The 12,442-nt window shown below is 61.0% G+C and carries 15 protein-coding genes and 1 tRNA gene; 4 read left to right on the plus strand and 12 right to left on the minus strand.

The window, feature by feature from the left end; all coding sequences use genetic code 11:
* The 8 genes from EOA29_RS10975 to EOA29_RS11005 all read right to left on the minus strand — a co-directional run.
* Window positions 1-196, minus strand: a 196-nt coding sequence (locus tag EOA29_RS10975) for a TatD family hydrolase (protein WP_189478865.1), incomplete at its 3' end; no start/stop codon positions are given.
* Complete coding sequence (gene metG, locus EOA29_RS10980) at window positions 196-1,746, minus strand: methionine--tRNA ligase (protein WP_126094023.1); 1,551 nt, start codon at window positions 1,744-1,746, stop codon at window positions 196-198. The genes metG and EOA29_RS10975, both read right to left, overlap by 1 nt.
* A gap of 127 nt (window positions 1,747-1,873) precedes the next feature.
* Entirely contained in the window at window positions 1,874-2,929 is a 1,056-nt protein-coding gene (locus EOA29_RS10985; protein ID WP_126094022.1) for a DNA polymerase III subunit delta', read from the minus strand.
* Window positions 2,926-3,600 (minus strand): dTMP kinase, encoded by a 675-nt coding sequence (gene tmk, locus EOA29_RS10990; protein ID WP_126094021.1) that lies wholly within the window; start codon window positions 3,598-3,600, stop codon window positions 2,926-2,928. Before tmk ends, EOA29_RS10985 begins: the two co-directional genes overlap by 4 nt.
* Before the next feature lie 72 nt (window positions 3,601-3,672).
* Window positions 3,673-4,851 (minus strand): D-alanyl-D-alanine carboxypeptidase family protein, encoded by a 1,179-nt coding sequence (locus tag EOA29_RS10995; protein WP_126094020.1) that lies wholly within the window; start codon window positions 4,849-4,851, stop codon window positions 3,673-3,675.
* Between the two features lie 134 nt (window positions 4,852-4,985).
* Window positions 4,986-6,260 carry a septal ring lytic transglycosylase RlpA family protein gene (locus tag EOA29_RS11000; RefSeq protein ID WP_126094019.1) on the minus strand — a complete coding sequence of 425 codons (1,275 nt, stop codon included), beginning with the start codon at window positions 6,258-6,260 and terminating at the stop codon, window positions 4,986-4,988.
* Window positions 6,261-6,663: 403 nt separating this feature from the next.
* Complete coding sequence (locus EOA29_RS41275) at window positions 6,664-6,825, minus strand: hypothetical protein (RefSeq protein WP_189350082.1); 162 nt, start codon at window positions 6,823-6,825, stop codon at window positions 6,664-6,666.
* 185 nt (window positions 6,826-7,010) lie between these two features.
* Window positions 7,011-7,901 carry an FHA domain-containing protein gene (locus tag EOA29_RS11005; RefSeq protein WP_126094018.1) on the minus strand — a complete coding sequence of 297 codons (891 nt, stop codon included), beginning with the start codon at window positions 7,899-7,901 and terminating at the stop codon, window positions 7,011-7,013.
* Between the two features lie 162 nt (window positions 7,902-8,063).
* Here EOA29_RS11005 and EOA29_RS11010 point away from each other — a divergent pair, with 162 nt between their 5' ends.
* Window positions 8,064-8,276 (plus strand): tyrosine-type recombinase/integrase, encoded by a 213-nt coding sequence (locus tag EOA29_RS11010; RefSeq protein WP_126095917.1) that lies wholly within the window; start codon window positions 8,064-8,066, stop codon window positions 8,274-8,276.
* Window positions 8,277-9,036: 760 nt separating this feature from the next.
* Here the strand turns inward: EOA29_RS11010 and EOA29_RS11015 are convergent.
* A complete protein-coding gene (locus tag EOA29_RS11015; protein WP_189478866.1) occupies window positions 9,037-9,300 on the minus strand; it encodes a hypothetical protein in 264 nt (87 codons plus the stop codon).
* A gap of 187 nt (window positions 9,301-9,487) precedes the next feature.
* On the minus strand, window positions 9,488-9,841 hold the full coding sequence (locus EOA29_RS11020) for a hypothetical protein (RefSeq protein WP_189478867.1): 354 nt from the start codon (window positions 9,839-9,841) through the stop codon (window positions 9,488-9,490).
* Between the two features lie 94 nt (window positions 9,842-9,935).
* Between EOA29_RS11020 and EOA29_RS11025 the strand changes: the two genes are divergently transcribed.
* Window positions 9,936-10,385 carry a MucR family transcriptional regulator gene (locus tag EOA29_RS11025; protein WP_126094016.1) on the plus strand — a complete coding sequence of 150 codons (450 nt, stop codon included), beginning with the start codon at window positions 9,936-9,938 and terminating at the stop codon, window positions 10,383-10,385.
* A 44-nt stretch (window positions 10,386-10,429) separates the two neighbouring features.
* Here EOA29_RS11025 and EOA29_RS11030 read toward each other — a convergent pair whose 3' ends face one another.
* Both EOA29_RS11030 and EOA29_RS41280 read right to left on the minus strand, forming a co-directional pair.
* A complete protein-coding gene (locus EOA29_RS11030) occupies window positions 10,430-11,362 on the minus strand; it encodes a redoxin domain-containing protein (RefSeq protein ID WP_189350080.1) in 933 nt (310 codons plus the stop codon).
* A gap of 159 nt (window positions 11,363-11,521) precedes the next feature.
* Window positions 11,522-11,830: a hypothetical protein gene (locus EOA29_RS41280; protein WP_189350752.1), complete on the minus strand. Its 309-nt coding sequence runs from the start codon at window positions 11,828-11,830 to the stop codon at window positions 11,522-11,524.
* Here EOA29_RS41280 and EOA29_RS42935 point away from each other — a divergent pair.
* Window positions 11,727-12,218, plus strand: a complete 492-nt coding sequence (locus EOA29_RS42935; RefSeq protein WP_245464681.1) for a tyrosine-type recombinase/integrase — start codon at window positions 11,727-11,729, stop codon at window positions 12,216-12,218. The two genes, EOA29_RS41280 and EOA29_RS42935, sit on opposite strands and share 104 nt — an antisense overlap.
* 80 nt (window positions 12,219-12,298) lie before the next feature.
* A tRNA-Ser gene (locus EOA29_RS11040) sits at window positions 12,299-12,388 on the plus strand.
* Window positions 12,389-12,442: the final 54 nt, after the last annotated feature.

Genomic DNA, 12,442 nt, shown 5'->3' on the forward strand with positions numbered 1-12,442 from the left:
GGTGAGGATGAGTGCCGACCGAGCAATAGACCTCGTTGAAAGTTTCAGCGATTTCAAGGATTTGCTGAAAGCGCTTCACACGCGTTGAGATCGTCACCATGCGGCCGATGCCGGCCGCCAGGGCGCGGGCGACGATAGCCGCCCGTTCCTCGGCGAAGTCCGGAAAGTCGAGGTGGCAGTGGCTGTCGACGAGCATCAGGCTTTGGTGTCCTGCTCGACATAACGCGGAAATACGCCCTCGGGCGCCGGCAAGGCCGTGCCGGGCACGAGCGCATGGTCGGCGTGGACGTGCTCGAAATTGCGCTTGTCCGCCGGCACTGCCAACAGGTCGAGCAGCTTACTGGCCGACGCCGGAATGAAGGGCTGGCAAAGCACCGTCACCCGCCGGACAACCTCGGCGGTCGTCCATAACACCGTCTCCATGCGCTCGGGGTCGGTCTTCCTGAGCGCCCAGGGCTCCTGGGAGGCGAAGTAGCGGTCGGCTTCGGCCACCACGCTGAAGATCGCCGCCAGCGCCAGATGGATCCCCTGCTCCGCCATCGCCTTGCGCGCGACCTCAAGCGCCTCCACCGCCTGGTCGAGGATTGCCCGGTCGGCTTCGGCCAGTTCGCCGCGCTTCGGCACCGCGCCGCCGCAGTTCTTGGCGATCATCGACAGCGAGCGTTGCGCCAGATTGCCGAGGCCGTTGGCGAGATCCGCGTTGGTGCGGTTGACGATCGCTTCGTGGCTGTAGTTGCCGTCCTGGCCGAACGGTACCTCGCGCAGGAAGAAATAGCGCACCTGGTCGACGCCATAGTGCTCCGCCATGGTGAACGGGTCGATGACGTTGCCGACCGACTTCGACATCTTCTCGCCGCGGTTGAACAGGAAGCCATGACCGAAGACGCGCTTCGGCAACGGAATCCCCGCCGACATCAGGAAGGCCGGCCAGTAGATGGCGTGGAAGCGTACGATGTCCTTGCCGATGATGTGCGCATCCGCAGGCCAGAAACGCCATTTCTCAGCATTTTCATCGGGATAGCCGACGCCGGTTATGTAGTTTGTCAGGGCGTCGACCCACACGTACATCACATGCTTCTCGTCGCCGGGCACCGGCACGCCCCAGTCGAAGGTGGTGCGCGAGATCGACAGGTCCTTCAGCCCCGATTTGACGAAGCGCATCACCTCGTTGCGGCGCTCGGCCGGACCGATGAATTCGGGCTGACTTTCGTAAAGCGCGATCAGTTTGTCCTGATAGGCCGAAAGCCGGAAGAAATAGCTCTCCTCCTCGACCCACTCGACGGGCGTACCTTGTGGCCCGTAGCGGATATCGTCGGCGCGGACCTCGGTCTCTTCCTCGCCGTAATAGGCTTCGTCGCGCACCGAATACCAGCCGGCATAGCCGCCCTTGTAGATGTCGCCATTGGCGGCCATCGCCTTCCAGATCGCCTGCGAGGACGCATAGTGCCGCTCCTCGGTGGTGCGGATGAAATCGTCGTTGGAGGCGTTGAGCGCCGTCGCCATGCGTTTGAACTCGGCAGCGTTGCGGTCGGCGAGCTCGCGCGGCGCGATACCTTCCTTCCGCGCCGTCTGCAGCATCTTGATGCCGTGCTCGTCGGTACCGGTCAGGAAGTAGACCTCCTTGCCGTCGAGCCGCTGGAAGCGGGCAAGCGCGTCGGTGGCGATCAGTTCGTAGGCATGGCCGATATGCGGCTTGCCGTTCGGGTAGGAGATCGCGGTCGTGATGTAGAATGTGTCGCGTGACATGAATGAACCGTCATGAATGTCTGAATGTGAGTTGTGGCGGTGGATATCCTATCGGCATGGCGATTGCCATCCCGAGGCCGATGCATGCCGCCCAAAAGTGGGCAACGGCATGCATCAAAAAAAGCCGTCACATTCGCATCACAGACTTCAGGCGGTCGATCATGGTCAGGGCGTGCTGCTTCTTGTCGAGATTGTAGGTCTCGGCCTCAGATATCGTGTTCAGCGCCTCATGCCAAGCCTCGGACAGCGTTTTGGCCCTGGCGAGATCGCCGGCTAAAGCTGCTTTGCTGGCCGCCGCCGACAAGAGATCGAGCGCTCGCCGGTTGAAGATATCGAATTGGATCGCCTGGTCGCGACCGGCGACAGCCTCGGCGAGGCGATGGGCGGCCGCAATGTCGGACTTCGGCGCCGCCGCCAACGCATCGAGCGCGCCGGCGATCTCCAGCCCGCCATATTGGGTGAGTAGGATCGCGTTGCGGGCGCTCCCCCCTGCCCGCTCCGCCAGCGCCGCGCGCGCCGCCGGATCGTCGGGCGGCGGCGGCTCGATGCCTTCCAGCACCGCCATCAGTTCGTCCGCGGCGAGCGGCGTCAGCCGAACCATCTGGCAGCGCGAGCGGATCGTCGGCAAAAGGCTGCCCGGCGCGTGCACGATCAGGATGAACAGGGTGCGCGCCGGCGGCTCCTCGAGATTCTTGAGCAAGGCATTGGCGGCATTGGTGTTCATGTCGTCCGCCGGATCGACGATGACGACGCGGTAGCTGCCGTCGTGCGAGGTCATCGACAGGAAGCGGCTGACCTTGCGGATCTCGTCGACGGTTAGCACCGTCTTGAAGCTCTTGGTCTTGTCGTTGGCCGGCCGCGTGAGATGCAGCACCGAAGGATGCGCCCCGGTGGCGATCAGGCGAAACAGCGACGATGCCGGATCGGGGACGGCGAGCGTGCCAGGCGCGGCCGTGAAGTCCGGATATTTGAGAAGATGGTGCGCCAGATGGAAGGCGAGTGTCGCCTTGCCGATACCGAGCGGCCCGGTCAGGATCAGCGCGTGCGGCAGCTTGCCGGCGCGGTAGGCGGCGGCAAGCATGCCCGCCGCCTGCGCATGGCCGATGAGCCGCGGCGTTTCCGACGGCTCGGGAACGCCGTCCAGCGTATCGTGCTGTTCGGGAGCGATGCGTTCGAAGATCATGCCGGCGCCGTCTGCTTGCTTTGCACCCGCATCCGCTTTTCCAGCACCGCGAAAACGGCCGCGGTGACGACGTTCTCCACCGTTTCGGGATCGGCCGCCGCATCGATCACAATGCAGCGGTCCGGCTCCGCCTCGGCGATAGCCAGGAAAGCCTCGCGCCGACGCTGGTGAACCGCGAGCGTTTCTTTCTCGAAACGGTCGGCGCTGTCGCCGACGCCGCGGCGCGCCGCCGCACGCTTCAGGCCTTCGGCCGGATCGATATCGAAGATCAGCGTCATGTCGGGAACCATGCCGTTGATGGCGACAGTTTCCAGCGCCTCCATGAAATCCGGATCGAGCCCGCCGGTGACGCCTTGGTAGACGCGCGAGGAATCGATGAACCGGTCGCAAAGCACGATCGTGCCGCGTTCGACGGCCGGCCGGATCACCTGCTCGACATGGTCGGCGCGCGCGGCTGCGAACAGGATCGCCTCCATCTTCGGACCGAACGGTTCGGCCGCACCCGACAAAAGCACATGTCTCACCGCTTCGGCGCCCGGCGAGCCGCCCGGCTCGCGCGTGACCAGAACTTCGTACTTCTTGGCGCGCATGCGCCGCGCCAGCCGCTCGATCTGCGTCGACTTGCCTGCTCCTTCGCCGCCTTCGAAGGTGATGAAAAATCCGCTCGCCAATCGAGAATACCTTTGCTCGCGCTGGCCGCTGTCATAGCTCCCGTCCGATAAAAGGTCCACGAGCCTGCCCGATCACAAATGTTTCTGACGCAGCCAGCCGACAGCGAGTTCCTTGGCGGCGTCGAGCGCGCGCTGCGGCAGCGTGCCGACCTCGACCTTCTCGGCGGCGAAAAGCGGCGTCCGCTGGCTGAGCGTGTCGCCTATCCAAACGCGCAATTCCCCGACCGGTTGCCCTTCCTCCACCGGCGCCGCCACCGGACCGTCATAGACGATCCTGGCAGTCAGCTTGTCGCGGTTGGCTATCGGCAGAAAGATATCCACCGGCCCCTTGGCTTTCAAGGCCACGCCGGATTGGGCGCCGCCGAAGACCTGCGCTTCTCCGACCACCTCGTCCTTGGCGAAGATCTCGGTCTTCTGGAAGGAGCGCGAACCCCAATCGAGCAGCTTGCGCGCTTCTTCGGAACGCTCGCGATCGTTCGCCAGCCCGCTCAGCGCCGCGATCACGCGGATGCCGTTGTGGCTGACCGTGCCGACAATGCCAAAGCCGGCTGACTCGCTCGCCCCGGCCACGAAGCCGTCGGCATCGATGCCCATGGCCAAAAGCGGGTTGCGGTTCCTCTGGGCGATCTTGTTCCAGGTGAAATCCGGCTGGCCGTAATAGTGGAAGAATTCCGGATAGTCGCGCCATAGATGCAGAGCCAGCATCGTGAGCTCGCGCACCGTCGTCTGCTGGCCGTCTGCAGGCAACCCGGTCGAATTGACGAAGGTCGATTTCGCGAGGCCGAGCTCGCGGGCCCGCTCGGTCATCTGCGCCGCGAAATTCGCCTCCGAACCGGCCATGCCTTCGGCAAACACGATGCAGCCGTCATTGGCGGCCTGCACGGTCACGCCCTGGATCAGATCCTCGACGCGGACCGCCGATTTGAGCTTGGCGAACATGGTCGAGGTTCCGGATGGCGCGCCGCCGGTGCGCCAGGCGTTTTCGCTGACGACGAAAGTGTCGTCGAGCGTCATCCGCTTCGCCTTGAGAGCGTTGAAGACCACCTCCATCGTCATCAGCTTGGCCATGGAAGCCGGCGGGATCGGCTTGTCGGCATCCTTGGAGAAAAGCACCGTGCCGGTATCGGCATCGATCATGAAGGCCTGGCTCGCCTTGGTTTCGAAAAGCTGCGCGCTCGCCGGCACCGCGCAAAACAGCATCAGCGCCAATCCCAGAAGTCCGGCAAAAGACGGAAGTGCGCGGAACTGCATGAATGTCGACCCGATCAGAGCAATTCCAGGAAAAGCGCCAAGCGGTTTCCCGTCCGGAATTGCGCAAAGAATACCCCAGCGAGGCCAAGCTATCAGGGTTTTTTCGGCCGTATCAACGGCGCGCGCGAAATTGATCAGTTTCGCACAACCAATGCGTCCGGCGCGCCGTGCGACCAGGCCGCCTGCAGCACATCGTCGATGCTGCCATGGCCATCCGGATAGACGTTGACCGCATACCAGTCGTCGCCGTCGAGCTCAGTGCGCTGGATTTCGGTCCTGCCGAACGGCTCGAGGGCCGCCGCCACGCGCTTTGCTTCGGTGGCGTCGTCGAAGGAACCGGCGGCGACATAGTCCGAGCCCGGCGTCTGTTCCTGGCTGTTCGATTTCTTCCACGATTGCAGGATGTCGGCCGGCGACATGCCGCTGGCGTCGAGCGCGGCGAAGACATCGGCACGCTTGACCCGCTCATCCGCGTAGGACAGCGAGGCCATGGCAAAGGGTGAATTCTGCGGCAACCGGAATTCCGGCCGCTCCGGCACGATCGGCCCGAAATCCGGCAGCACGACATCGCTGGCGCCCGGCGTCTGCGCCGACATCGCCGGTAGCTCCGACGGCGCCGACTGCTCCGACAAACCAGGCTGCGCGGCAAAAGCCTGCCCCGAATTGGTCAACTGGCCGGGGAACGGCACGGCCGCTGGCGGCGCATCGCTCACCGACAGGCTGGGCGACGAGCCGTTCATGGCCACCATCACGCCGGTCGGCAGGCCGTCGGACGGATCGGGCCGCCTGTTGCCGGGATGGTAAGAAGCCATCAGATACTGGTCGTCATTGCCGTCGAGCGGCGCCCGGCCGACATACTCGACCTTCACCTTTGCGGTCCCGACCTTGCCATAATCGAGCATTTGCGCGGCTCGTTCCGAGACGTCGATGATGCGGCCTTCATGATAGGGGCCGCGGTCGTTGACGCGCACGATGACCGAACTGCCGGTCTCGATATTGGTGACGCGGGCATAGCTCGGCAGCGGCATGGTCGGATGCGCCGCCGTCAGTTGCGCCGTGTCGTAAACTTCGCCATTGGCGGTCAGCCGGCCGTGGAAGGCGTCGCCGTACCAGGAGGCCAGACCCACCTTGGCGTAGTGCCTGTCTTCCTTCGGATAGTACCACTTGCCGCGCACCTGGTATGGCTTGCCGAGTTGGTCGCGTCCGCCGCCGCGACGCATGAAGGCAACGCGCGGGCTGGCCTTCACGCCATACTCGGATTCGGCGAAATATTCCTTGGAGTGCGGCCGCTTGTCGAGCATCGCCTTCGGCTGCGGCGTGGATGTGCAGCCGGCAAGCAGCACCGCCGACAGGGCGCACAGCGCGAAAGCAGGAGCGCGACGAAGACGCGGGCGCGCCGAGGTCTGCATGATTTCGATTGTCCCCTACAGTCTCGCTGCCACCAGTCGGAGCCAAAACGCCCGCGAATGCCAGCAACACCTTGATCCCCAATCCCTTTGTGCACAGGAATTGCTTATCACGATGTTAATCGATTATGGCCGCAACAGGGCGAGATTATGGCGAGCCCCGTTTGCAGACCTCATCCGGGCGGCACTAAAGCATGTCTCCCGAAAGTGGGAACCGGTTTTGGGACAAAGACATGCGTAAAATCAAAAAACCTAAAGCGCACGGAGCGATTCTGAAAGACCGCGACGCGCTTTAGGCACTGTCGTTGTAGCGTTTGGTATCATCTTGGCAGTGTTTCCAATTTGGACCGCTGTCCATCACTGAAAGCTCGGCCGCTTGAGCAGCCGGGTCACCTAACCGAAACAGCTAGGTCTTCTTATCGCCGCTCGGGTTCGGAGCCGGCGCTTCCCGCACGTCTCGCGGTGGCGGATCGACATGGGCCGGCTCTGGGGAACAATGATCCGGGTCGGCCGGGTCGTCGTTCTTCGGCTTTTGCTTCGGCAGAGGCTTGTCGCGTTGGTTTTGCATGACGCGCTCCTTTCCCCCGCCAGAAACCGGGCAGCCGCGTCGTTTGTTCCGAAACCAATAAGCCCGGCGACCGAAGCACCAGGCCACAAACGTTGCAGGCGCATGCTGACGGAACCAGCGCTGCGCGCTTGCAGAATTGCCGAAGAGATCGTCGCGGCCGGTCGTGGCTAACGAGTCCGGCCGGGTCAGTTTGAGACAATTTCGTAGTGAAGGATCTGGGCGTCGCCGAGGGACGATTTCCGTCCAGGCGAGATGACGCCGGAGCCGAAGAGGAGAATATCTTCGCGGCGCACGAATACTTCATGGTTGGGTCCCATCGACACAAATGTGCCCGACGAGCTTCGCTCGATAAGCCGGGCCTTGCCATTCGAAATGGTGAAGGTCGCGTGGTGCCTTGAGACCCAGGGCCGCTGGACGACGATATTGCATTCCGGAGATCGGCCGATCGTCACGAATTCGTTGTTTCGACAGGATAGCAACTGATCTCCATAGCGGATGACCAGATTGATCTGCCGCGGCGGGGCGGAGCGCCTATCGATAATAGTGCCCAGGCTGGTGATCTGCGTACTGAGGGCTCGATCGTCACTCCCTAGGGTATAGACATCGAAGAGTTCTTGCTTTCCTTTGAAGGCCATTTTGTCGAGGAGCCGCAAGGCACTGCGGCTGCCCGCGGAAAGGGCTTCGAAGAAGCTCTGGCTGATCAGCACCTCCCCCGGGTTGGCCGTGGTGGACAACCTTGCGGTGACATTGACAACGTCGCCGAATACCGCGCCCCGCGCGCGAATGACCGCCCCGAAATGCAATCCGATCCGGGCGCGCAACGGCCCTTTCGTCAGTTGGCTGCTGATTTGGGAGACGGCCGTCAGCGCTCCCTCCGGCCTCTCGAACAGGCTGAGCACGTCATCACCCTTCGAGTAAATGAAATCACCGCCGTGCCGCGCGACGATCTCGCGTATGGCGTCGAGGCAATCCGAGATCTGCTGCAGAGCGGCATCGTCGCCGATGCGCTCATAGAGCGGCGTGCTGCCTACGACATCAGCTAAGAGGACTGCGGCTAGAAGTCTTTCCTGATCCATCGAAGCGTATCCGCCCAAGAACGCAACGTATAACCAACGTATAACATACCTAAGTTGCCCTTGACTTATCTGCTTGCGCGCCACGTCGACGACCGGCCAATTCAGCCGAGGTCATTGACCCGCGAATAGGTCCGCGTCCTTAGCAGGACCAAGCCGCCCCGCATCCGCTTCCACGACCTTCGCCATACCCATGCCTCGCAGATGCTGTCGGCAGGCATTCACCCGAAAGACGCGAGTGAGCGCCTTGGGCATTCGACGATCGGCATCACCTTGGACCTTTATTCACATGTGATGCCGCGAATGCAGGCGGAAGCGGCCGAGCAAGTTGACGCGGCGTTGCAGGCGGCTATAAGCAGCGAGCGGAAAGCCAAATAGTTGCAAAATGCGTAGCAAGGAGCCTTTTCAGGCCCCTCGCCTTTTCATGGAAACGCAATAAAAACAACTAGTTGGAGGGATGGCTGCAAGGCTCCGACCAGCCGAGGCTGCGTTCCGAATCGCCGCCCTCTTCGACGTCGATGTTGTCTTGCTCCCGGTCATCGGTGCCTGTCCCGCCAGCTAGCCACGGCTCTAGATCGGGATCGGGGATTCAAGGAATGCCTTGGGCCAACCACCAAAAAGGTTCAAAGGGTCGATCAGAATCCGCCGCATACGAATGAGCCTGGAAAGAACTCATTAACCCAGTCTCTTAGCATTACGACGACCTAATACAGTTCTGGCGTATAATCTTTCCACGGGATGGAGAGGCGTCGTCAGGAGATGCGCCATGCCACGTTTCATATTTTCTGCATCTGCGCTTTTGACACTCGCGGTTCTTTACTCTCTCAATCCCGCGCTTGCGGCGGGATCGGGGATAAAATGCAAAAACGGAAGCACAGCCAACGTGTCGGTCACTGGCGGCAGTTGCTCGACCCTACCCGGCCAGAAGGTTACCTGCACGAATTCGAAGGGCGATAGCGCCTCGGCCATATGTAATGCAGGCTCAGCCACTTGCGGCAATTCTAGTGGAAGCGGGTCGTGCAGCTATCCGAAAGTGACGAAACAGCCGCCCGCTAAACAGCGCGGTCCTGTCCGGAAAATGTAGCTGAGCCCGCTTAAACGCGACATACAAAAGGCCCGGCAGCCGATGCCGTCGCCGTCAATAGCCAGTTCGGATCCACGGATTAGTGCCGTATCCTAAGTGCGGATGGTCCAGGAAATTTGCGGCCCCATTTGGCGGTTGCGCAACAACGGTGCCAGTCGATTTGCAATCCAGTTTCGGGGTGGGCTTGCTGCCAGCCTTCATACGCGCTGCAGAACACGAGGTTGCAGCCTGAGCGGTGGCCATCTTTTTCTTCTCTTTCGCAACAGCTGCTCCGGTGGCGGCCAATACCATTGCTATGCCAAAGATAACGGGTTTCACGGAAACGCCCTCACCCTGCACAATCCGAAATTGTTGCGCCTAGCTAACATCGGGCGATGATGGGCTTCATCATCGATTGGAATGACGAGGGCTCATCTATTTGCCCTAGACGCAAAGACGGCCCCGCTATGAAAAGCCCGCCACCGTGAGACAGCGGGCTTTCAAGTGTCCGAAGGGCAATTGGTTTTTAGAGACTCTGCCCGCCTTCGAGGTATCCAAGGGCGCCGAATTCGGCGCCATAAAGTTCGCGCTCGTCTCCGTCGTGCGGCTCATCGAGGATGTCGCCGCCGTGCTCGTTCTCTTCCTCCAGGTCTTCGTTGGTGCCGCTCCAACCGGCAAGATACGGCTCATCGTCGGCTGTTGCTTCCAGATCCGGCTCGCCGTCGGCCTCATCGAGGATAGTCAGCAGCGCCTCAATAGTGCGCTCTATGCGGCGCCGAAGCGGCTTCATCTTCGAGTAGCTGCATAGTGTCTGTTCGGAGTTCTTTTGAATGGGCAGAGGCGCGGACTGCGCCTCCGCCACACAGGATTCGTGGGCCACTCAGCGAACAGAAGCGTTGGCGAGCCACCAAACTTGCAGTACAGAGCGAATTGCGAGGGTGGGCTTTAGATTCCGATACTAGGAGTACAATATCTTGAACGAACAAAGCGAGGTCCAAAACGTCGATCTAATCGGCCTGACCGCCGACATTGTCTCTGCGTATGTGGGCAACAACCCCCTCCCCGTGTCCGGATTGCCTGAACTTATCGCCTCTATTCACGCGTCGCTGTCAGGAATCGAGCACCCAATCGCAGCCGTACAACCGAAGCTGGAACCAGCGGTCAATCCGAAGCGTTCGGTGTTCCCCGATTACATCATCTGCCTCGAGGACGGGAAGAAGTTCAAATCGCTAAAGCGCCATCTCGACGTGCACTACGGTCTGACGCCCGATGAGTACCGGGAGAAGTGGGGATTGAAGTCGGACTATCCGATGGTGGCGCCGAACTATGCTGCTCAGCGGTCGACGCTGGCGAAGGCGTCCGGACTCGGCCGCAAGCCCGCAGCAAAACCATCCAACAGTCGATCAGCGAAGCGAAGGGTCTAGCGCCCGCGCTTCGGTGCCGCGGTGATTACCGCTCTGACCTGGGCTTATGTAAGGCCGATCCACGCCTTGTTCGGAAATGTAACCTCCGCGAACACACTCAGTTGCCGCTGGAGCTCGTCGAGATCAAAGCCCTGTTGGAAGAGGCGAATTGTTTCGTCGGGGTCAACGAGCACGAAAGTTGGGTAAGCGGATTCCGGGATGTCGTTTGCGAGGGTGAACTTGTCAATGAGCCACCGCAAATCCGATTTCGGGTCGCCTCCGCAGTGAACCACCGCTTCCTTTTGATCGAAGTTGTACTTTGTCGCCCATTGCTTCGCGGTTGTTACCGATGACGGCTTATAACTCCGATCGTCGACCAGCACCGTGAAAAGCGTCAGCTTAAGCTTCGTACCCTTGGTGTTGTTGATATCGGCAATGAAATCGTGCATCCGGCTGGCCGCGAAATTGCACGGGCCACACCACTGCGCGCAGATGTCGATCAGGATCCAATCCTGGCCGGTGCCGTACTTGCTCAATTTCACATCGTTGCCGGACTGATCGTTGCCGCTGATATCTGCAATCTTGTCCCCGACGCGATATCCGTTGAGAACGGGCAAGGCGAAGAAAGCTGGCACCCCGATGTTCCAGCCCGAGCCGCCAGCGATTTGGGAGTTGTACTGGACCCGCGATGAGTCCGAGTTCCAGTGAGCATAGATGGGTGTCGTGCCTCTTCTCGGCAGCGTTGGTGGATAGGCGTAAAATGGATCTTCTCCGGCGCTCCAACCGTCATGAGCGGCCGGAATGGTGTCTATCTGAAAGCGGTCGCCGGTCCCCGCTCTATGTCGGTAAAAGGGGATCGTTCCCTCTTGCGGGCTGGAATATGCATAGAAGGCGACGGTTTTGTCGTTTCCCCAGCCGTTCTCTCCGGTGATTTGGGTGCCGTAGCGAAAATATGCATTACCTTTTGACTGTACATAAATAGGGACTGCGCCTGTCACTTGAGCACCCCGCCGCTGACGATTACCATCTATAATCGGAAAGGATCGTACTGATACTGCCTAACCTCAACACGCGAAAAATATATTAGCAAGATGATATATTTTAGCTCCTCGGGCACAGGTGCAGGTTTGGTAAACATGGAGTTAAATTCTCTAGCCCTATTCATCCCGCCAAAGGCGCCGGTAGCGGATCGTGTGCGCCTGCTCGCCAGTCGGGTGGAATAGTTGCGCGCTCATCCACTCCCGGCTCTTGCATTGCTGGCAGCGCACTTTGTCCATCACTTCGTCGATCGTGACGTTGCCGATCACCTCCCGCAACTCGATCGGCTTGTAGTAGCGCGTGACGTTGCAGCGGGCACAGCGGATGGCGACAACCTCCGCCTTCTGTCCATCGTCGAGAGCGCGGAGCAGACCAGCGACGGCGTCCGCTACAAAGAACCGAAGAGCGGCGAGCCCGGACTGTAGCATTGTCGGCGGCGACCGTGGCCGAGCTAAAGGCCCACCGCACGCGGCAGGCAGAGGAACAGTTGCGCCTTGGCATCCGACCAGACGCCGACAGTTTCGTGGTCGCCCAGGTCGACGCTCGCCGCTGCAGCCCCGCTCGCTTACGCATGAATGGATCAGAGTCATTGGCAACACCACCCTGCCGCGCATCCGATTCCACGATCTGCGGCATACTCATGCCACCCAGATGTTGTCGGCCGGCGTTCATCCGAAGGTTGCCAGCGAGCGCCTTGGGCACTCGACGATCGGAATAACGCTCGACCTATATTCGCACGTCATGCCGGGAATGCAGGCGGATGCCGCCGAGGCGGTTGACGCGGCGATCAGGAGCGCGGTAAAGCCCGGTAGCTAAGCTCGTTCGGTAGCAAAATGGTAGCAAAGGCCCAAATGGCCGACGGCAAAACGCCAAAAAAGCTAACGAAAACAAGGCTTGGAGGGATGGCCGAGCGGTTTAAGGCACCGGTCTTGAAAACCGGCGTGGGCGCAAGTTCACCGTGGGTTCGAATCCCACTCCCTCCGCCAGGTAAATTCCCCACGGGCACAGCAGTCCAGCTCTACCTCGCCGCAATCGCCGCC

The organism is Mesorhizobium sp. M1E.F.Ca.ET.063.01.1.1, assembly GCF_003998155.1.
GTDB lineage: Bacteria > Pseudomonadota > Alphaproteobacteria > Rhizobiales > Rhizobiaceae > Mesorhizobium.